Origin of the sequence: Amycolatopsis dendrobii, assembly GCF_014145675.1 — a bacterium.
In the GTDB taxonomy this organism is placed as follows: domain Bacteria; phylum Actinomycetota; class Actinomycetes; order Mycobacteriales; family Pseudonocardiaceae; genus Amycolatopsis; species Amycolatopsis dendrobii.
This window is the reverse complement of sequence record NZ_JACGZW010000006.1, coordinates 460,242-479,432: the sequence shown is the minus strand read 5'-3', so window position 1 is coordinate 479,432 and position 19,191 is coordinate 460,242. Positions and strand designations below refer to the sequence as shown.

Below are 19,191 nucleotides of genomic sequence, written 5' to 3'. Positions count from 1 at the left end.
TCGCTGCCCCTCCCGTCAGCAGGTCGGCGGAGGCTCCTCGGTACAAGAGCTGCTGTCGACCGTTCCGGAAGCCGCTTGCAACAGCAAGTTGTAGAGCTGCTCGCGCTGGTCCGGATCGAGCGCCGCGAAGACCTCGTCCTCCACCGCCGCGAGCGCCGCCTCGGCCCGGGCCAGCTCTTTCGCACCCCGCTCGGTCAGCACGACGACGTGCCGCCTGCGGTCCTCCGGCGACCGGCGCCGCTCGATCAGCTGGTCGCTTTCGAGGTCGTTGAGCAGGCCGACGACGTTGGTGCTGTCCATCTCGAGGATCTGCGCGAGGGACTGCTGGGTGCTGGAACCGCGGGTCTGGAGGACGGTCAGGGCGATCAAATGCCGAGGCCGCAGCCCGAACGGAGCGAGCACGCTCTCCGCGCGCAGCCGGATCCGGCGCGCGAAGTGCTCGAGCAACGCACCAGACCTGCGCGGAGCCTGGGCGACGAGCGGCAGCGGAACCATGTGTCCAGTCTACGAGACAGTCCGGGTAGCTGCCGTGCTATAAATGGTTTGTCTTACACAAACTATCTACGGACGGTCATCGACATGGCACACCTGCTGCACCTCGACTCCAGCATCAACGGCGACCGCTCGGTGAGCCGAAAACTCAGCGCGAGGGCTGCTCGGGCTTGGCGCGCAGCCCATCCAGACGGGACGGTGACCTACCGAGATCTGGGCGCGAACCCCATCCCGCACCTGGACCCGCTGGCCTGGGAAGCCCGCATCACCCCCGCGTCCGAACACACCGCGGACCACCGCGAAGCCGCCCGAATCGGCGAAGAGCTGGCGGCGGAAGTACTGGCCGCGGACACCGTGCTGCTGGGCCTGCCGCTCTACAACTACGGTGCCCCGAGTTCGGTGAAGGCCTGGGTGGACCGCCTGATCGCAGCCGCCGGCGACGACCCGTCCGTCCTGGGCGGCGGCCGAGAACTCCTGGTCCTGGCAAGCCGAGGCGGCGGCTACGGCGAAGGCACTCCTCGCCACGGCTGGGACCATGCGGAAGGCTGGCTGCCCCACGGCCTTTCCTTGACCGGCCTGGAACCGCGCTTCATCACCGCGGAATTCACCATGGCAGGCGTCAACCCGGCACTGGCGGAATTCCGCTCGCACGCCGAAGAAAGCCTTGCCGCCGCGGAACGAGAAATCGACGCCCTCTGGACCCCCGCCACCGCCACCCGCTGACAGCCAAGGCCTTCACGAACCTTCCGGAGGCGGCAGCATTACGTGAGGGGAACCCTGAGGAACCCAGGGTTCCCCGATACGAAGCCAAAATGCGGTCTGAGGGTGGTTGTCAAGGCATCTTTCCAGCCTTGACAACCACCCTCAGACCGTCATCGCAATCAAGCTTCGGGGTGCCCCACGCACGCCCGGGCCAATGCCGCCGCCAGGCGACGAGCCCCAGCGGTCAAACAACATCCCCCCGCCGAATCCGATAAACCTGCAACCTCAACTCGTAATACTTAGTAGTCTCCCCCACCCACGACATCCCAATCCGCTCCGCGGTCGCGATAGCCCGCGAATTACTGGGCCGGGCGACCGCGAACAACTCATCGGTCCCGTCCTGGGAAAACGCCCACTCCACCAGCGCCCGCGCGGCCTCGGTCGCGTACCCGTGCCCCCACTCCTCAGGCCGCAACTGCCAGCTCAACTCCAAATCCTCCCGGTAGGGAGGCAGCAACCGAATCCCCAGTCCGCCAACGACCCGCCCGTCAGACCGCAGCTCCACCGCCCACCGGCCCCGAGGCGGAATCAGATTGGGCTGCGCCTCCTGCCAGGCCTGCAACACCGACCGCATCGCGGCTTCGTCGGCGACCCGGTCCATCGCGGGAGTCAGCCAATGAGTCACATCGGAAGAGCCGTAGATCTGATACGCGGCTTCGGCGTCGTCAGCCGTCCAGTCCCGGATCACGAGACGGTCGGTGGTCAGCGGCAGGGTCATGTACGAACGGTACGCCCGTTCCACCCGGTCGGGGCAAGTGATCCAGGACGCACCGAAGAACTCTTGCCCCGCCGGGAACTCCGTCCGCGCGGGGTAAACTGCGCGGGTGGAGATCTGGGTGAACCCGCGTTGTTCCAAGTGCCGTTCGGCGGTGTCGCTGCTCGACGAGGCGGGCGCGGAGTACACCGTGCGCCGCTATCTGGAGGATCCGCCGACCGAGGCGGAACTCGTCGCGGTGCTCGACCGGCTCGGCCTCGACCCGTGGGACATCACCCGCACCGGCGAGAAAATCGCCGGTGAACTCGAGCTGAAATCCTGGGGCCGGGCCCCGGAAGACCGTCCACGGTGGATCGCCGCGCTCGCCGAGCACCCGGAGCTGATCCAGCGTCCGATCATCACCGCCGACGACGGCACCGCGGTCGTCGCCCGCGACGAGAACACCGTCCGGTCGGTGCTCAGCTGACCGCGACCGCGATCAGCGCCGCCGCCAGCAGCACCACGTACGCGACGGCATGCACCTTGTCCGGCAACCGGTCGGCGACCCGCCGGACGAGCGCGATCGTCGGCAGTGAACCGGCCAGCAGTGCCGCGCCCGCGATCGGGTCGAGATACCCTGACGGCCCGCCGCCCGCTGTCGCGTAGACCGCCGTCGCCACTACCGCGACCGGCACGCTGAGCGGGTTCGCCATCGCGGCCGCGTCCGCCATCGGAAGCCCCTTGCGGCGCAGCAACGGCACCGTCATCACGCTGCCGCCCACCCCGAGAAAACTCGCCACCGCACCGATTCCGACCCCGCCCGCGGTAGTCGTGAACGTGCTCAACGGCTTGGGTTCCCCTTGCGGCTTAAGGAATCCGCCGCGCGCCAGGCTGTCCACAATGGTCACTGCCAGGTAGGCGATGAACAGGACGCGCAACAGTCCGTCCCCCGCGTAAGTCGCCGCTACCGAACCTATGACGGCACCGACCGCGACGAACGCGACGAGCGGCCAGATGTAGTCGCGACGGAGACGTCCGGCCCTGGCTTGCACGACGGTCGCGCTGACCGCGTTCACCACCATCACCGCAGTGGACGTTGCGACGGCGACATGCATCGCGTCGCCGCGGCTCGTGACCGCCGCGACCACTGGCACAGTGACGAATCCGCCGCCGAAACCGAACAGCACGGTCGTGACGCCGCTGAGGCAGCCGAAGAGCAGAAGAATCAGGATCGAGGTCAACACTGGTTTCAAGGTAGGTCGTGACGGGTGCGGCGCGCATCCGAAGATTCGCCAGCTTCTTTCGAGCTTCGGACACCTACTCTGTAGCCATGCGCAACGTTCCGTTGTCCGAGGTCGACGCCCTGCCGAGGGCCGTGCTCGCGATCAGCACGGACTACCCGCCGGACCACTTCCTGCCGCCGCATCGCCACCGCCGCGCGCAGTTCCTCTACGGAGCCACCGGTGCTATGCGGGTCGGAACGGCCGACGGAACTTGGACCGTCCCGACGCGGCGCGCGGTGCTGATCCCGCCGGAGACCGATCACAGCGTCGTGATGATGAACGTGACCACGCGCAGTCTGTATCTGGAACCGTCCGCTGTGCCGTGGTTCCCGCGCCGCTGCCAGACCGTCGACGTCTCGCCCCTGCTGCGGGAATTGCTCCGGGAAGCCGTGGACGTCGCCCCGGAATACCCTCGCCGCGGCCGCGACGCCACGCTGATTTCCCTTCTGCTGCACGAAATCTCTCGCTGCGTGCCGTTGCCGCTCGAACTCCCGTGGCCGAGGCACGAGGGCTTGCGAGCACTGTGTCAGTCCTTTTCGGACGCTCCCGATGTACACGATCCGCCGTCTCGCTGGGCGGAGGAGTTGCACGTCAGCGAACGCACGCTGCACCGGCTGTTCCGCGCCGAAACGGGCCTGAGCTTCGCGCGCTGGCGGGAGCGAGCCTGTGTGCTGCGCGCTCTCCCGCTGCTCGCCGCGGATCTCCCGGTCGCCGACGTCGCGGTCACCCTCGGATACGAAAGCCCCGCCGCCTTCACCACGATGTTCAGCCGCCTGCTCGGCGCCCCGCCGCGGGCGTACCGAGAGCCGTGACCCAGATCTCATCACGCGCAACTTGATTGCGTACAACTTAGTTGTACTGTTGGTCCCGTTCGGAACTTTCTCTGAGGAGGACCTCATGACTGCCACTGTCGTTCTGGTGCACGGTGCGTTCGCGGATTCGTCCAGCTGGAACGGGGAGATCGAGCGGTTGCGAGCCGCCGGGCACCGGGTGATCGCCGCGGCGAACCCGCTGCGCGGTGTCGCCGAGGACGCCGCCTACGTGCGGTCTCTGCTGGACAGCATCGAGGGCCCGATCGTCCTGGCCGGCCACTCCTACGGCGGCTCGGTGATCTCGGCCGCCGCGAAGGGGCACCGCCGGGTGCAGGCGCTGGTCTACATCGCCGGCTTCCTCCCGGACGAGGGCGAAAGCGCGGGCGAACTGGCCGGCAAGTTCCCCGGCGGGACCCTGGGCGAGACATTGGAGCAGGTCGCCCTGCCGAACGGCGTCGACCTCTACGTCCGGCAAGACCTGTTCCACCAGCAGTTCGCGGCGGACGTCCCGGCCGCGCAGGCCAGCCAGATGGCAGCAGGCCAACGCCCGATCGCCGCGGCGGCCCTTGACGAGGCCTCGCCCGCACCGGCGTGGAAGGACTTGCCGGTGTACAGCCTGATCCCGACCGCGGACAAGAACATTCCCGCCGCGGCGCAGCGCTTCATGGCGGAACGCGCGAATGCGGAGGCCGTCGAGGTGGAGGGCGCTTCGCACGCGGTACTGGTTTCGCAGCCGGAGGCGGTGGCGAACCTGATCCTGCGCGCTGCACGGTGACTGTGCCGAGGTGAGTCCGGTCCGCGCTGCGCCTGGGTGCGTGGCGCGGGCAGGGTGTGTGGCTGGGTGCGCCGCGCGATCCGCGGAATGGCGCGGGACCGCCGGGTGGAGGTGTTCTCCTCCGGCGGCGGGCTCGGTGCGGTCGGGTCACGCGACAGCTCGGCGGTCCCGGTTTCCGGGCGCGACTTCCGTGATCGGCCTGGTCAGCGGGTCTGTTGTGCGGTGCTCGGGGCGCCGATCGGTCCCGTTGTGCGGACTTGTCATGGCCGAGCCGGAATTTCGCCGTTCACCGCGTCGGTGCGGCAGTTACCATCGGCGGCCATGAGTACCTCAGGGGGTCCACAGGAGCAGCCGGGCACGCCGCAGGAGCCGGGTGCGGTCCCGCCGGGATGGCAGGCGCCTCCGCCGGGCGCCGGGTCCGGGTATCCGCAGCAGCCCGCAGCTCAGCCGGGCTATCCGCAGCAGCCGGGGCAGTCTCCGCAGTACGGGCAGCAGTACCCGGGCCAGCCCGCGCCGGGTTCGTATCCGGGGCAAGCCGGGCAGCCGCAGCCGGGGCAGTACCCCGGGCAGCCTGGACAGGCGCAGTACCCGGGGCAACCGCAATCCGGTCAGTTCCAGCCGGGCCAGTCCTACCCAGGCCAGCAGTACCCGGGCCAGGCCGCCTACCCGGGCCAATCGGGTTATCCAGCACAACAACCGGGCTACCCGCCCCAGCAGCCGGGAGCCGGTTACGCCGCACCCCAGCCCGGCCAGGGCTTCCTGCCCCAGAACCAGCCGCTCACCACCGCGGGGCTCGGCGCGATTCCGGTAGCTCTCGGCGGCATCCTCGAGGTCGTCGCCCTCTTCGTCCCCTGGGTCACCTTCACCCTTGGCTCCCAAACCGCCTCGGTCACCTTCATCGACGCCTTCAGCAAGATGACGTCCGGCATGGACAGCTTCGCCGCGATGTACGTACGGTTCCTCGCCTTCCTCTTGATCGCCGCGACATTGCTGTCGACCCTCCCGTGGACGCTCGGCGCGCTGCGCACGAAGAAGTCCGCGTACTGGTTCAGCGGGATTCGCCGCAAGGAACTCACCCCGCCGAACTTCTGGTGGTACCGCACCGTCTTCGCGGGCCGGGCCACCGTCATGCTGCTCTTCCACATCGCGGGCATCGTCGCGATGTTCTACGAGGACCTGTCGAAGATCGGCCTCGGCGCGTATCTGCTCATCCTCGGCGCCGTGCTCGTGGTCGCGGGCGCGGCGATCGGGCCGAAGCTCACGGCTGCCCGCTGACGGCGCGGATGACCGGGTTCTGACAAATGTCATCGCGCACCGGTGCGCGGTGACACTACGGCTCGCTTGCCCGTCCGCACCACCATGGGACGGGCAAGCGGCGCCGGATCCTCCGGGCCGATTCACGGTCTGGAAAGGACAGTCATGGACTCCCGTTCCGCAACGGTTTCCGAACACCCCCGGATCAAGACAGTCCGCGTCCTCACCGGGGCTTACCTGGCGCTGAGCGTGCTCACCCTCGGCGCCATCTTCCTGCTCCGCGACGACCCGTCGATGGTCACCGACGTCGTCTGGGTCCGGGCCACGATCGTGGCGGCCAGCGCGCTGCTCACGTTCCTGTTCGCGAGAAGCGCGGCTCGCGGGTCGAAACGAGGGCTGCTGCGGCTCCGGATCGTTTCGGCGGTGATGACGGTTGCGATCATCGTCATCGTGTCGATTCCGGGCTTTCTGCCGCTGTGGGTCCGGCTTGAGCAGGGCGTCTGCGGGGCACTGCTGCTGGCGGTGGTCGTCCTGGTCAACGGACGGCACGTGCGTTCGCTGTTCTCCGAGTAGCGTGCCGGACGTGGACCGCGGCCCCGATTCCGACGCGCAACGCTGGGTACTGGGCTGGCGCCGGCTCGTGCTGGACGCCGGCCTCCTGGTGTACCCGCTGATCGTCCTCGTCCAGGTAGCGGGCCAGTCCGCGGCGGTGGTGGCGCTGCTGGCGTTCTGCGCGTGCTACATCGGCGCGGCCGTCGCCGCTTACCAGTTCCGGAGCAGGCGTTTCTGGATCCTGACTGGGGCGTTGACGGTGCTGTTCGCCGTCGTGCTGCCGATCGCTCGGGCGAACGCGTTTTACCTGCTGGCCGTGGTGGTTTCGCTCGCGGTTCCGCGGTTGCCGCGCTGGGGTGCGGTCATCGTGCCGGTCGCCGCGGCGGCGACGGTGGTGATGCCGTGGGCGGTGTGGGGTGCGGACCCGGGCTGGGCGCAGGCTGCGGCGTTGGTGTTCACCGTGCTGGTGGTTGTCGCTTTCGCGGAGGCGTTGCGGGCGAACCGGGCGCTGGTGCAGGCGCGGGCGGAGGTGCAGCGGTTGGCTGCCGACGCTGAAAGGTCGCGGATTTCGCGGGATTTGCACGATCTCTTGGGGCACTCGCTTACTGCGATCACGGTGAAGAGCAATCTCGCCCGGCGGCTCGCGGACAAGGGGGATGAGCGGGTCGCCGAGGAGATCGGTGAGGTTGAACAGTTGTCCCGGCAGGCGTTGGCGGATGTGCGGGCGGCGGTTTCCGGGTATCGGGACGTGACGCTCGCCGGGGAGCTTGCGCGGGGCCGGGAATTGTTGCGGGCCGCGGGGATCAGGGCGGATTTTCCCTCTGCGGTGGATGGGCCGTATCAGGAATTGTTCGGGTGGGTGGTTCGGGAGGGGTTGACTAATGTGGTTCGGCACTCTCGGGCCAGTGCTTGCGTGGTGATTGTTTCCGGTTCTTCCGTGGAAATCCGGGACGACGGGGTCGGTTCTGCGATTGGTACGGGGAATGGGCTGTCCGGGCTGCGCGACCGGGTCGCTGCGGCTGGTGGGGCAATGGAGGCGGGGCCGGTTCGGCCTCGGGGGTGGCGGTTGCGGGTGAGTGTGGCGTGACTATTCGGTTGTTGCTCGCGGATGATCAGGCGTTGGTGCGGCAGGCGTTGGGGACCTTGCTTGATCTTGAGGACGACTTCGAGGTGGTCGCGCAGGTGGGGCGGGGGGACGAAGTGGTGGCGGCGGCGCTTGAGCATCGGCCGGATGTTGCGTTGCTGGATATCGAGATGCCCGGGTTGGACGGGTTGGCTGCGGCCGCGGTTTTGGCGGAGCAGGTGCCTGGGTGCCGGGTGGTTGTTTTGACGACGTTCGGGCGGGCTGGGTATTTGCGGCGGGCTATGGAGGCTGGGGCGGTCGGGTTTGTGGTTAAGGACGCGCCTGCTGAGGCGTTGGGGGATGCTATTCGGCGGGTGATGACGGGGGAGCGAGTGGTGGATCCGGCCTTGGCGGTGGCTACTTTGGCTGCTGGGGAATCGCCGTTGACCGCGCGGGAGCGGGATGTGTTGATCGCGGCTCGGGGCGGGGGATCGGTGGCGGAGATCGCCGGGAGTCTGTATTTGTCCGAGGGGACGGTTCGGAATTATTTGTCCGGGGCTATTGCGAAGACCGGGGCCCGGAACCGGATGGGGGCGGTTCGGGTTGCTGAGGAGCGGGGGTGGTTGTGACTGCTCGTCGCCCTGGCGGGCGACATCGGGCCTTTGGTGGCGTGGGGCACCCCGTTAGCTCATTGTGCTGACGGTTCGGGGGTGCTTGTCAAGGCGGGAAAGATGCCTTGACAAGCACCCCCGAACCGCAGGGCGGCTTTGTATCGGGGTTGGGGGAGGGCTGGGTGCCTCGATGGGTGGGTGCAGTGGCTGCGGTTTGTTGCGCGGCTTGGGTGTGTGGGTGCGTGAGGTGAGGCGGGGTGCGGTTAGCGCCCCAATGTGGCATTGGGTGCGTGGGATGCACCCAATGTGGCGTTCGGTGCGTGTGGCGCACCCAATGCCACATTGGGGCGCAACCGGGCGGGTGTTGGGCGGCGGTCTGTGAAGGGCACCTTGAGGGAATCGAGGGCCGTGAAGGGGCCCCTCACGGCTGGTGGAGGGGCATGAGGGGAACCCCGAGGGAATCAGAGTTCCTCGGGGTTCCCTCACGGCGTCGAAAAGCGGCGAGGTCCGAAGTGGACGGGCTAGTCGTTCTTTTCCGCGTTCAAGCGGGCGGCTTCGCGGCGGACTTCGGCTTGGGTTTCGCGTTCGCGTTGCAGCCAGGCGGGGTTGTCTGCTTTCAGGGCCTCGATCTGGTCCGTCGTCAGGGCTTCGGTGACACCGCCCCTGGCCAGGCCGCCGATGGAGACTCCCAGTTTCGCCGCCACCACGGGACGCGGGTGCGGGCCGTTGCGGCGCAGGTCGCGGAGCCATTCCGGCGGGTCGGTCTGCAGGGCGTTCAGCTCGTCGCGCGAGACGGCGCCCGCGCGGAACTCTGCGGGGGTCGCTTCGAGGTAGACGCCCAGCTTCTTCGCTGCCGTCGCCGGCTTCATGGTCTGGGGGGTCTTCTGCGCCGTCATGCCCACCAGCGTAACCGGCGACCCCGCGCCGGTAGCCTTGCCACGTGACAGGAGCCGACCAGGCCTCGGCGTTCCGGCTCGCCTACGTTCCGGGTGCGACCCCCGCGAAGTGGGTCCGGATCTGGGGCGAACGCAATCCCGAAGTGCCGCTTGACCTGGTCGCGGTCGAGGCCGCCGAGGCCGCCGACGTCGTTCGCGAGGGTGGGGTGGACGCGGCTCTGCTGCGGCTGTCCGAGAACCGCGACGGGTTGCACGCGATCCCGCTCTACACCGAGACCACGGTGGTCGTCGTGCCCAAGGATCACCTGGTCGCGGCGGCCGACGAAGTGTCCATTGCGGACCTCGCGGACGAACTCGTGCTGCATCCGCTCGACGACGCGCTCGGCTGGGAGCAACTGCCGGGCAAGCCTGCGCTGGAGCGGCCGGCGACGACTGGCGACGCGATCGAGCTGGTGGCGGCGGGCGTCGGTGTGCTGATGGTGCCGCAGTCGCTTGCCCGGTTGCACCATCGGCGTGACCTCACCTATCGGCCGGTCGAGGACGCACCGCAGTCGCGCGTCGCGTTGTCCTGGCCGGAAGGCGAGACCAGCGATCTCGTGGAGCAGTTCATCGGGATCGTTCGCGGGCGCACGGTGAACAGCACTCGCGGACAGCAGGAAACGCAGGCGAAGACGGGCAAGGCGGCGCCGGCGAAGAAGAAGCAGCGCGAACCGGACCGTCGCCGGAGCGTGCCCAAGTCTGGCGGGCGCGGTAAGCCTCGCCGTCGTCGTTGACGTTCAGGGAGTTGCCGTGGATCTCGGGTTGAAAGGCAAGTGCGCGGTCGTCACGGGGGCCAACCGCGGGATCGGGCTGGCGGTTGCGGAGGTGCTCGCGGCGGAGGGGGCGGCCCTCGCGCTCGTCGCCCGGGACGTCGAAGCGCTTGCTGCCGCGGCGGAAAGCCTCGGCAGGCATGGCACGAAGGTCGTCGCGGTTCCGACGGACACTACCGACGACGCAGCGGTCGCGGCGATGGCGGAGCGGGTCAAGGCGGAGTTCGGGGCGGCGGACGTGCTGGTCAACTGCGCGGCACCGGCGTCCAGCGGGGTTCGGACGCCGCTCGACGAACTGCGCGACGAAGACCTGCGCCTCGAGATCGAGACCAAAGTGCTCGGCTACCTCCGGTGCGCCCGGGCGCTCGCGCCGGGGATGCGGGAGCGCGGCTGGGGCCGGATCGTGAACGTCAGCGGGCTCAACGCGCGGCTGGCCAGTTCGACGTTCGGGTCGATTCGCAACGTCGCGGTCGCGGCGATGACCAAGAATCTCGCCGACGAACTGGGGCCGCAGGGAATCGCCGTGACGGTCGTGCATCCGGGGTACACCGTGACCGAGCGGACGCCGGAGAAGTTCGCCGAGATCGCCGCGGCGCGGGGAATTTCCGTGGCGGAGCTGGAAAACAGCATCGCGGCGGGAGTGAGCATCGGGCGGTTGGTGACGGCGGCCGAGGTAGCGGACGTGGTGGCGTTCCTGGCGTCCCCGCGCAGCGTGGCGATCAACGGAGACGCCATCGCGGCCGGCGGTGGCGTTCCCGGGCAGATTTACTACTGAACGGCCTGCAGCTCGCGCGCTCGGCTGGGATAGCCCAGACGGCCCTTGGTCGCGGCGGCCACGATCAGCGCGGCCGCAGTGAACGCGGCGAACAGCAGGTGCTCGGCGAGTTTCGGGTCCGTATTGGGGAACAGTTCGGCCCACGCGACCGACAGGTAGTTGTTGATCCCGGCGTGCAGCAGCAGTGCGATCGGCAGGCTTTCTCCACTGCGGTTGAACACCCAGGTCATCACGAAGCTGATCGCGATGGCGGTCCCGACGAACTCCAGCACCGACCAGACCGTCACGTCCGGCCAATGGCCCCATTCGGTGAAGAACAACGGCAAATGCCAGACGCCCCACAATGGACCGAGGATCAGCGTGCCGCGCAACGGGCCGTACTTCGGCTGCAAATGCGGCAGGGCGAAATCACGCCAGCCAGGTTCTTCGGCGAGGCCGGTGGTGATCACCTGGAGCACGAAACCCAAGACCCACACCAGGATCAGTGACGCGGCAGGGGCCCGGAACGCGCCGGCGAACGGCAGGCTGGAGAGCGTCAGCACGACGGGGACAGCGAAGAGCGCGAGTGCGTACCAGCGCCAGTTCACCCGCCATCGCAGCAATCGGCCGACCCACGCGCGCAGTCCGGGGCGGCCCTCGGCGAGTGCGGTGACGAGGAACGCGGAGAAGATCGGGCCGAGGTATGCGCCGGGGAGCATGCCGAGGATCTGCGTGGTGCCGAGTACCGGCGGGAATCCGAAGTGGACGATGCCGAGGCCGTTGTCCGAGAGTACGTAAGGGAGCCACGCGAGCCAGCTCAGTGCGATGGCGAGCGAGAAAAAGGTGGCGATCGGGCGGCGTGCGACGAAGGCGCGGAGAGTGTGCGGGGCGTTCATGGTGGTCCTTTGTGGACTAATCAGCGACGGGTGCGGTAGTTCGCGATGAGTGCGATACCGGCGGCGAGGGTGACGACGCCGAAAACGGTGCTCAGCACCAGGTTGACGCCGAGGGCCGAGGTGACGGCGTTGGCTGCGGCGCTGAGCACCAGCACGCCCCACAGCAGCGGCCGGGTGGTGTCCCGGGGAGGTGATTTCGTCATGCCGGGAACGCTACGAACCGGGGCTCGCCAGGACGATCCCGTGCGCGGGAGGATCTAGGTACAGCAGGCTGTACTCCTTCGCTCCGCGGCGGTGCCGCGGCGGATTTCTGGGCTAGGGTTCGGCTGCGTAGGAGGTGCGATGGCAACCGCAGGCGAACCGACGCCGCGTCCGTGGACCGTGCGCGTCCGGGCTGCTCTCGACGCGCTGGAACATCTCGTCGGCGGGATCGGCACGTCGGTGCTGGCGCTGCTGGTGCTGCTCGGCGTGGCAGTGGTCGCGGTGCTGAGCCTGGTGGGCGTCGGTCTGCTGCTGGCGCGGCCGATGCTGCACGTCCTGCACGCGGTCGCGGACCGGGAACGGATCCGGCTCACCGCGATGAAACCGGACGTCATCAGCCCCGGCCCCGGCCCCGAACGGCTCGGTGCGGCCCTGCGCGACCGGACGGTGCAACGCGAACTGCTGTGGGTCGCGGTGCACGGCATGGCGGGTTTCCTGCTCGGTTTCATCGCGCTGACGATCGTGCTCAACACCGCGCGCGACGGGCTTTTTCCGCTTTATTGGTACCTGCTGCCGCCGGACGACGCGACGGCGTCACTCGGCTGGCCGGTGCACAGCCTGGCGGAGGCGCTCCCGGTGTCGCTGCTCGGCGTCGCGTGGGCGTTTCTCTCGGTCGCGCTGCTGCCCGCGATGGCTCGGCTGCAAGCGTTGCCCGGCCGACGGCTGCTGCCCGCGGGATCGGACGCCGACGTCACGCTCCGGATCGCCCACCTCACCGCCACCCGCGCCGCCGCGCTCGACGCGCATTCCACCGAACTGCGTCGCATCGAGCGGGCGCTGCACGACGGCACGCAAAACCGGCTGGTCGCGGTGAACGTCCTGGTCGGCGCGGCCCGCCGGGCAGCCGCCCGAGGTTCGGCGGACGTCGACGAAATCCTCGGCCGTGCACAGGACGCAACCGAGACCGCGCTCGCCGAATTGCGTGCGGTGGTGCGCAGTATCCTGCCGCCCGTGCTGGCCGACCGGAGCCTCGCCGACGCGTTGACCGCGCTTGCCGCGGACTGTCCGGTGCCGTGCACCATCGACGCCGATCTCCCCGGCCGGTACGCCGTTTCGGTGGAGGCGTCGATGTATTTCGTGGTCGCCGAGGCGCTCACGAACGTCGCCAAGCACAGCGGTGCCAACAGTGTCGAGGTGGTTTTGCGCCGGGAGAACGAGGTGCTCCACCTGCGCATCACCGACGACGGTCGCGGCGGTGCGGCGGAAACCGGCGGCTCGGGGCTCGGCGGGATGCGCCGCCGGATCGAGGCGCTCGACGGAACCTTCGCGCTGGCGAGCCCCGCCGGCGGACCGACCATTCTGACTGTGAGCCTGCCATGCGGATTGTGATCGCCGAGGACGACCCGTTGCTGCGCGAAGGACTCGCGCTGCTGTTGCGCGCCGAGGGCCTCGACGTCGTCGCGACCACTGACAACCCGACGGATTTCCTTGCTGCCGTAGACAAACACGAACCGGATACCGCGGTCGTGGACGTCCGGATGCCACCGACACACACTGACGAAGGCATCGTCGCAGCAGTCGAAGCCCGGCGGCGGCGTCCGGAGCTGGCGGTGCTGGTGCTGTCGGCGTATGTCGAGCAGGCTTTCGCGACTGACCTGCTGGGCGGCGGCAGCGCGCGGCTCGGGTACCTGCTGAAAGAACGCGTCGGGCGGGTCACTGAGTTCATGGAGGCGCTGAACCGGGTGGCCGAAGGCGGGACGGCGATCGATCCGGAAGTGGTGGCGCAGTTGCTGACCCGGACGCGTGCGGATTCCGGCCTGGAACGGCTCAGTCCGCGCGAACGGGATGTGCTGGCGCTGATGGCGGAGGGATTGGGGAATGGCGCCATTGCCGAACGGCTCGTGGTGACCGACGGTGCGGTGCACAAACATATTCGCAGCATTTTCGCGAAACTGGATTTAGCGCCGGACGACCGCGCGGATCGGCGGGTTACCGCGGTGCTGCGTTATTTGGAAGAAGCGCGCCGTTGATCCTTTTCGTTCTTCCGGACGAATCGGTGGAGAGTTGGCGATACGCGGTCCGAGGCAGGCGGATACGGCACCGGGCGAACTGACCGGTGTGATGCGGCGGGTCTTCTGGCGAGGACGAAATGGGCAGCGTTCACCGGCGTTCGGCCGCGCGCAGTTCACCCGGACGAGTGCAGTATTCACCGCACAACCCGGTGACCCCGAATCGGCCTAAGCCGCCCTGGCGCGGGCGCGCGAAGACCGCACCGGAGCTGACCGGTGCTGTGTTCTCCCGCCGGGCGAGCGCTACTTGCCCGAGCCGGGCTTCTCGTCCGCCGCGCCCTTGGGAACGTCCTCTTCGGACCAGTCGAGCCCGGCCTCGGCGACCACGCCGTCGAAAATCGGGGTGGCCACGGCCTGTTCGGCGCTCACGACGCGCTCACCACGTCGATGATCGCGTCGGCCGCGATCCACTGCGGATCCGCGTCTCTCGCCTGGCCGTCGACCTGGACCGGGACCCAGGTGACCGCGGTGGCGTCGTCGGTGACCGGGGCTCCGGTGACCACCCCGCGCCGGCACAGCTGGCGCCTGCCGGTGCGCTGGCCGACCAGGTAGGTGACCCGGTGACCGGTGGACAGTTCGGGCCGGTGCTGTTCGCCGTCCATGTGTTCCTCCCTGCACGCCACCCTTGTGGGCGACGCTCGCTTCATCGACGCGACTCGCTCCCCGCGTGCCGATGACGCACTCCCGGTCCATGATCTGGGTCACACCAACGCAACGGCCGCGGTGAACGCGACTGCTACATCGAGGCAACCTCGACCACTGACAGTCATCCCTCTATACCCAAAGTAACAGGTACAGCGCCGTATCCGATATGTGACCCGGCGATACACTCGCGCGGATGACGTCCTCAGGTACTCCGCCCGACGGGCGGGCCACCCGGTGGGCAGGGCAGCGCGAACGCCGGCGCCGGGAGTTCGTGGAAGCCGGAATGCGTGCGATCGCCCGGTTCGGGCCGGAGGTGTCCACCGAGCAGATCGCCGACGAGGCCGGCGTCGCTCGCACGCGCATTTACAAGCATTTCGCCGACACCGCGGATCTGCAGCGCGCTATCGCGTTGCGCGCGGCGGAAATGATCGGGGCGCAATTCGCTCCGCTGTGGGGAGTTTCCGGCACGCCGCGCGAAATGGTGCACGCGACGATCGGCGCGCATATCGAATGGCTTTCCGAACACCGCGCGCTGTACCAGTACCTGATGCGCCAGTCGGTGACCGGCCCGCGCGACGTCGTCGCGGACGTGAAAACCGCGATCGCCCGGCAGCTGACGGTGCTGTTCGAGTACTACCTCGGCCTGTTCGGCGCGGACCAGCGGGTCGGCGAGACGATCGCGTACGGGCTGGTGGGGCTGGTCGAGTCCAGCACGGCGCATTGGCTGGACGCGCCGCGTGGGATCGACCGGGACGATCTGCGGCAGCTGCTCGCGCGGTGGGTCTGGTCGATTCTCGACGACACCCTGCGCACGGTCGGCGTCGCCCTCAACCCGGACTCGCCGCTGACCGACCTGGACTACCAGGTCCTGGACTGACAAAAGAAAACCTCCCCGCGGAACGCCGCGGGGAGGTCTCGAACCGAGGGAGTGTCAGGCCTTCCGCCCGACCCCTCCCGCGATGCATTCCTGGACCTGGTTCAGCGGCTGGTACCGCGGGCCGTCCGGCCACCAGTCCTCGCACAGCACCAGGCCCGGGTCGACCAGTTCGGTGCCGCCGAACATGCGGCCGATCTCGTCCCACGTGCGGAAGAGGCCGCTGCCCATCGGGCTGTGCGTGAACTTGTCCTCCATCCGCCGGGCGATCTCGCTGTGCTCGGGCGTCTGCGGGTCGAGGAAGTGCGCGACCACGACGAACGAGCCGGACGGCAGCGCGTCGACGTAGGTCCGCATCATCTCCTCGTAGTCGTCGCCGAGGTAGTGGTGCAGGGTTCCGTTGTGCAGCAACGCGATCGGCTTCGTCCAGTCGAGGAACTCGCGCGCGGTCTCGTTCTGCAGGATCTGGTCGGGCTTGAAGATGTCGGCTTCGATGAACCGGGTGTTGTCGTTCTCTTCGAGCAGCGCGCGCCCGTGCGCGAGGACCACCGGGTCGTTGTCCACGTACAGCACCCGGGCTTCGGGGATGATCCGCTGCACGACCTGGTGCGTGTTTTCCGCGGTGGGCAGGCCGGAACCGCAGTCGAGGTACTGGGTGACCCTGCCCTGGGTGGCGAGGAAGCGGCAGGCGCGGATCAGGAAGTTGCGGTTGGCCCAGGCGAGGTCGTTGACCTCCGGGGCCACGGTCCGCACCTGGTCGAGCACCCTGCGGTCGATCTCGTAGTTGTTCGTGCCGTTCAGCGCGGCGTCGTACACCCGGGCAATGCTCGCTCGCGTGATATCGACCCCGACCGGGTGCGAACTGGGCGATTCGACGGCCTCGGTCATTTCTGGCGTCACCTCGGATGTGTCGGACGTCTCTTTGGTCTACTCACCGTAGACCTTCCGGGCTGTCAAGCGACCGCCAGGAGGAGGACAACCGGAGTGGGTGACAGATTCTTGATTCATTCCAGAAAATCCGGCAGACTCCGGGGCATGCCGACGACCGCGGACTTCGAGCAGCTGCTGCGCGGAGTGCAGTTGCGGATCACGCGCCCTCGGGTGGCCGTGCTCTCCGCCGTGCACGCCAACGCGCACGCGGACACCGAATCCGTCATCGGCATGGTGCGCGCGGATCTCGGCGAGGTTTCCCACCAGGCCGTTTACGACGTGCTGCGCGCGCTGACCGAGGCGGGGCTGCTGCGGCGCATCCAGCCGCCCGGTTCGGTCGCGCGGTACGAGGCCCGGGTAGGGGACAACCACCACCACGTCGTGTGCCGCTCGTGCGGTGCCATCGAGGATGTCGACTGCGCGGTCGGGGAAGCGCCTTGCCTGACCGCGTCCGAAGCACACGGTTTCGTCATCGACGAGGCCGAGGTCGTCTACTGGGGCCGATGCCCCGCCTGTTCGACGGCAGCAAACTGATTCTCATTTCCGGAAGGATTCCCGTGTCTGACACCCCGAACGCCGAAGTCGGCGAGATGAACGAGGAGACCGCTGGCGGGTGCCCGGTCCACACGGGTCGCTTCGCGCACCCGACCGAGGGCGGCAGCAGCCGCGACTGGTGGCCGAACCAGCTCAACCTGAAGATCCTCCGGAAGCATCCCGCGGTGGCGGACCCGATGGACGACGGCTTCGACTACGCCAAGGAATTCCAGAGCCTCGACCTCGACGAGGTCGCCCGCGACGTCGACGCGGTGCTCACCGACTCCAAGGAGTGGTGGCCCGCCGACTTCGGCAACTACGGCCCGCTGTTCATCCGGATGGCCTGGCACAGCGCGGGCACCTACCGGATCGACGACGGCCGCGGCGGGGCCGGCGCCGGGCAGCAGCGGTTCGCGCCGCTGAACAGCTGGCCGGACAACGGGAACCTCGACAAGGCGCGCCGCCTGCTGTGGCCGGTCAAGAAGAAGTACGGCAAGAAGATCTCGTGGGCCGACCTGATGATCTTCGCAGGCAACCGCGCGCTCGAGACGATGGGCTTCAAGACCTTCGGCTTCGCCGGCGGCCGCGCCGACGTGTGGGAGCCGGACGAGGACGTGTACTGGGGCCCGGAGCGCACCTGGCTCGGCGACGAGCGGTACAAGGGCGACCGCGAGCTGGAGAACCCGCTGGCCGCGGTCCAGATGGGGCTCATCTACGTGAACCCGGAAGGCCCGAACGGCAACCCGGACCCGATCGCCGCCGCGCGCGACATCCGCGAGACGTTCGGCCGGATGGCGATGAACGACGAGGAGACCGTCGCGCTGATCGCGGGCGGGCACACCTTCGGCAAGACGCACGGCGCGGCCGACGCGGACGTGCACGTGGGCGCTGAGCCGGAAGGCGCCTCGATCGAGCAGATGGGCCTCGGCTGGAAGAACAGCTTCGGCAGCGGCAAGGGCCGGGACGCGATCACGAGCGGGCTGGAGGTCACCTGGACCCCCACCCCCACGAAGTGGAGCAACTGGTTCTTCCACAACCTCTTCACTTACGAGTGGGAGCTGACCAAGAGCCCGGCGGGCGCGCACCAGTGGAAGCCGAAGAACAACGCCGCGGCGAACACCGTGCCGGACCCGGAGACCGGTGACCTCAACCGGGCGCCGAGCATGCTGACCACCGACCTGGCGCTGCGCTTCGACCCGATCTACGAGCCGATCTCGCGCCGGTTCTACGAGAACCCGGACGAGTTCGCGGACGCCTTCGCTCGCGCCTGGTACAAGCTCACCCACCGCGACATGGGCCCGATCCAGCGCTACCTCGGCCCGCTGGTGCCGCAGGAAGAGCTCATCTGGCAGGACCCGGTCCCGGCCGTCGACCACGAGCTGGTCGACGACGCGGACGTCGCGGACCTCAAGAAGAAGATCCTCGAGTCCGGCCTTTCGGTGTCGCAGCTGGTGTCCACCGCCTGGGCATCGGCCTCGACCTACCGGCACAGCGACAAGCGCGGCGGCGCGAACGGCGCCCGCATCCGCCTCGAGCCGCAGCGCGGCTGGGAGGTCAACGAGCCGGACGAGCTGGCGCAGGTGCTGCGCACGCTCGAGGGCGTCCAGGAAGCGTTCAACAGCGCGCAGACCGGCGGCAAGAAGATCTCGCTCGCCGACCTGATCGTGCTGGCCGGCGCGGCGGGCGTGGAGAAGGCGGCGAAGGACGGCGGCGTCGACCTCACCGTCCCGTTCACGCCGGGCCGCACCGACGCTTCGCAGGAGCAGACCGACGTCGAGTCGTTCGCGCCGCTCGAGCCGAAGGCCGACGGGTTCCGCAACTACCGCGGCAAGGCCAACCCGCTGCCGTCGGAGTACCTGCTGGTGGACAAGGCGAACCTGCTCAACCTGAGCGCGCCGGAGATGACCGTGCTGGTCGGCGGCCTGCGCGTGCTGGGTGCGAACTACCAGAACTCGGCCGCGGGCGTGCTGACCGACCGGCCGGGCACCCTGACGAACGACTTCTTCGTCAACCTGCTCGACATGGGCACCGAGTGGAAGCCTGCCGACGGCGAGGGCCCGAACGCGGAGTCCTTCGAGGGCCGCGATCTCGCCACCGGCGAGGTCAAGTGGACCGGCACCCGCAACGACCTGGTGTTCGGGTCGAACTCCGAACTGCGCGCCGTCGCCGAGGTCTACGGCAGCGACGACGCCAAGGAGAAGTTCGTCCGCGACTTCGTCGCCGCGTGGCACAAGGTGATGAACAACGACCGGTACGACCTGGTCTGAGTTCCGCCTGAAAGCCTA

The 19,191-nt window shown here is 68.6% G+C and carries 24 protein-coding genes; 15 read left to right on the top strand and 9 right to left on the bottom strand.

Annotation, left to right across the window (positions count from 1 at the left end; all coding sequences use genetic code 11):
• Window positions 1-15: 15 nt before the first annotated feature.
• The gene (locus tag H4281_RS20315) at window positions 16-495 is read right to left on the bottom strand and encodes a MarR family winged helix-turn-helix transcriptional regulator (protein ID WP_182892506.1); all 480 of its coding nucleotides are present in this window, start codon (window positions 493-495) and stop codon (window positions 16-18) included.
• Between the two features lie 84 nt (window positions 496-579).
• Between H4281_RS20315 and H4281_RS20310 the strand changes: the two genes are divergently transcribed.
• Window positions 580-1,215 carry an FMN-dependent NADH-azoreductase gene (locus H4281_RS20310; protein ID WP_182892505.1) on the top strand — a complete coding sequence of 212 codons (636 nt, stop codon included), beginning with the start codon at window positions 580-582 and terminating at the stop codon, window positions 1,213-1,215.
• A gap of 223 nt (window positions 1,216-1,438) precedes the next feature.
• Here the strand turns inward: H4281_RS20310 and H4281_RS20305 are convergent, their stop codons facing one another.
• A complete protein-coding gene (locus H4281_RS20305; RefSeq protein WP_182892504.1) occupies window positions 1,439-1,972 on the bottom strand; it encodes a GNAT family N-acetyltransferase in 534 nt (177 codons plus the stop codon).
• 106 nt (window positions 1,973-2,078) lie between these two features.
• On the opposite strand from H4281_RS20305, the gene H4281_RS20300 reads away from it, so the two are divergent.
• A complete protein-coding gene (locus H4281_RS20300) occupies window positions 2,079-2,435 on the top strand; it encodes an ArsC/Spx/MgsR family protein (protein WP_182892503.1) in 357 nt (118 codons plus the stop codon).
• On the opposite strand, the gene H4281_RS20295 is transcribed toward H4281_RS20300, so the two are convergent.
• A complete protein-coding gene (locus H4281_RS20295) occupies window positions 2,428-3,192 on the bottom strand; it encodes a sulfite exporter TauE/SafE family protein (RefSeq protein WP_182892502.1) in 765 nt (254 codons plus the stop codon). The genes H4281_RS20300 and H4281_RS20295 overlap by 8 nt on opposite strands.
• 86 nt (window positions 3,193-3,278) lie before the next feature.
• Between H4281_RS20295 and H4281_RS20290 the strand changes: the two genes are divergently transcribed.
• The 6 genes from H4281_RS20290 to H4281_RS20265 all read left to right on the top strand — a co-directional run bounded on the left by H4281_RS20290 (window position 3,279) and on the right by H4281_RS20265 (window position 8,316).
• Window positions 3,279-4,043: an AraC family transcriptional regulator gene (locus H4281_RS20290; protein WP_182892501.1), complete on the top strand. Its 765-nt coding sequence runs from the start codon at window positions 3,279-3,281 to the stop codon at window positions 4,041-4,043.
• 85 nt (window positions 4,044-4,128) lie between these two features.
• The gene (locus tag H4281_RS20285) at window positions 4,129-4,818 is read left to right on the top strand and encodes an alpha/beta fold hydrolase (protein WP_182892500.1); all 690 of its coding nucleotides are present in this window, start codon (window positions 4,129-4,131) and stop codon (window positions 4,816-4,818) included.
• 321 nt (window positions 4,819-5,139) lie between these two features.
• On the top strand, window positions 5,140-6,093 hold the full coding sequence (locus H4281_RS20280) for a PAT1 family protein (protein WP_182892499.1): 954 nt from the start codon (window positions 5,140-5,142) through the stop codon (window positions 6,091-6,093).
• A gap of 144 nt (window positions 6,094-6,237) precedes the next feature.
• Entirely contained in the window at window positions 6,238-6,645 is a 408-nt protein-coding gene (locus H4281_RS20275) for a hypothetical protein (RefSeq protein ID WP_182892498.1), read from the top strand.
• A 10-nt stretch (window positions 6,646-6,655) separates the two neighbouring features.
• Entirely contained in the window at window positions 6,656-7,711 is a 1,056-nt protein-coding gene (locus H4281_RS20270) for a sensor histidine kinase (protein ID WP_312872149.1), read from the top strand.
• Complete coding sequence (locus tag H4281_RS20265; RefSeq protein WP_182892496.1) at window positions 7,708-8,316, top strand: response regulator transcription factor; 609 nt, start codon at window positions 7,708-7,710, stop codon at window positions 8,314-8,316. Before H4281_RS20270 ends, H4281_RS20265 begins: the two co-directional genes overlap by 4 nt.
• Before the next feature lie 503 nt (window positions 8,317-8,819).
• On the opposite strand, the gene H4281_RS20260 is transcribed toward H4281_RS20265, so the two are convergent.
• Window positions 8,820-9,194, bottom strand: coding sequence for a DUF5997 family protein (locus H4281_RS20260; protein ID WP_182892495.1), 375 nt, complete (start codon window positions 9,192-9,194; stop codon window positions 8,820-8,822).
• Window positions 9,195-9,238: 44 nt separating this feature from the next.
• Here H4281_RS20260 and H4281_RS20255 point away from each other — a divergent pair, with 44 nt between their 5' ends.
• Together H4281_RS20255 and H4281_RS20250 are read left to right on the top strand one after the other, a co-directional pair.
• Window positions 9,239-9,967, top strand: a complete 729-nt coding sequence (locus H4281_RS20255; protein ID WP_182892494.1) for a LysR family substrate-binding domain-containing protein — start codon at window positions 9,239-9,241, stop codon at window positions 9,965-9,967.
• 16 nt (window positions 9,968-9,983) lie between these two features.
• A complete protein-coding gene (locus H4281_RS20250) occupies window positions 9,984-10,778 on the top strand; it encodes an SDR family NAD(P)-dependent oxidoreductase (RefSeq protein ID WP_182892493.1) in 795 nt (264 codons plus the stop codon).
• On the opposite strand, the gene H4281_RS20245 is transcribed toward H4281_RS20250, so the two are convergent.
• Together H4281_RS20245 and H4281_RS20240 are read right to left on the bottom strand one after the other, a co-directional pair.
• Complete coding sequence (locus H4281_RS20245) at window positions 10,772-11,653, bottom strand: CPBP family intramembrane glutamic endopeptidase (protein ID WP_182892492.1); 882 nt, start codon at window positions 11,651-11,653, stop codon at window positions 10,772-10,774. The genes H4281_RS20250 and H4281_RS20245 overlap by 7 nt on opposite strands.
• 20 nt (window positions 11,654-11,673) lie before the next feature.
• On the bottom strand, window positions 11,674-11,856 hold the full coding sequence (locus H4281_RS20240) for a hypothetical protein (protein ID WP_182892491.1): 183 nt from the start codon (window positions 11,854-11,856) through the stop codon (window positions 11,674-11,676).
• Between the two features lie 139 nt (window positions 11,857-11,995).
• On the opposite strand from H4281_RS20240, the gene H4281_RS20235 reads away from it, so the two are divergent.
• The gene (locus tag H4281_RS20235) at window positions 11,996-13,243 is read left to right on the top strand and encodes a sensor histidine kinase (protein WP_182892490.1); all 1,248 of its coding nucleotides are present in this window, start codon (window positions 11,996-11,998) and stop codon (window positions 13,241-13,243) included.
• Complete coding sequence (locus H4281_RS20230) at window positions 13,231-13,884, top strand: response regulator (RefSeq protein WP_182892489.1); 654 nt, start codon at window positions 13,231-13,233, stop codon at window positions 13,882-13,884. The genes H4281_RS20235 and H4281_RS20230 overlap by 13 nt, the downstream gene beginning before the upstream one ends.
• Window positions 13,885-14,166: 282 nt before the next feature.
• Here the strand turns inward: H4281_RS20230 and H4281_RS46250 are convergent, their stop codons facing one another.
• Both H4281_RS46250 and H4281_RS20225 read right to left on the bottom strand, forming a co-directional pair.
• Window positions 14,167-14,292 (bottom strand): hypothetical protein, encoded by a 126-nt coding sequence (locus H4281_RS46250; protein WP_281390432.1) that lies wholly within the window; start codon window positions 14,290-14,292, stop codon window positions 14,167-14,169.
• Entirely contained in the window at window positions 14,289-14,525 is a 237-nt protein-coding gene (locus tag H4281_RS20225; protein WP_220507476.1) for a hypothetical protein, read from the bottom strand. Before H4281_RS20225 ends, H4281_RS46250 begins: the two co-directional genes overlap by 4 nt.
• A 236-nt stretch (window positions 14,526-14,761) precedes the next feature.
• Between H4281_RS20225 and H4281_RS20220 the strand changes: the two genes are divergently transcribed.
• On the top strand, window positions 14,762-15,445 hold the full coding sequence (locus H4281_RS20220) for a TetR/AcrR family transcriptional regulator (RefSeq protein WP_182892487.1): 684 nt from the start codon (window positions 14,762-14,764) through the stop codon (window positions 15,443-15,445).
• A 54-nt stretch (window positions 15,446-15,499) separates the two neighbouring features.
• Here the strand turns inward: H4281_RS20220 and H4281_RS20215 are convergent, their stop codons facing one another.
• Window positions 15,500-16,330 (bottom strand): SAM-dependent methyltransferase, encoded by an 831-nt coding sequence (locus H4281_RS20215; protein WP_182892486.1) that lies wholly within the window; start codon window positions 16,328-16,330, stop codon window positions 15,500-15,502.
• A gap of 147 nt (window positions 16,331-16,477) precedes the next feature.
• Here H4281_RS20215 and H4281_RS20210 point away from each other — a divergent pair, with 147 nt between their 5' ends.
• A complete protein-coding gene (locus tag H4281_RS20210) occupies window positions 16,478-16,906 on the top strand; it encodes a Fur family transcriptional regulator (RefSeq protein ID WP_182892485.1) in 429 nt (142 codons plus the stop codon).
• 23 nt (window positions 16,907-16,929) lie between these two features.
• Complete coding sequence (gene katG, locus H4281_RS20205; protein ID WP_182892484.1) at window positions 16,930-19,173, top strand: catalase/peroxidase HPI; 2,244 nt, start codon at window positions 16,930-16,932, stop codon at window positions 19,171-19,173.
• The last annotated feature ends 18 nt before the right edge of the window (window positions 19,174-19,191 follow it).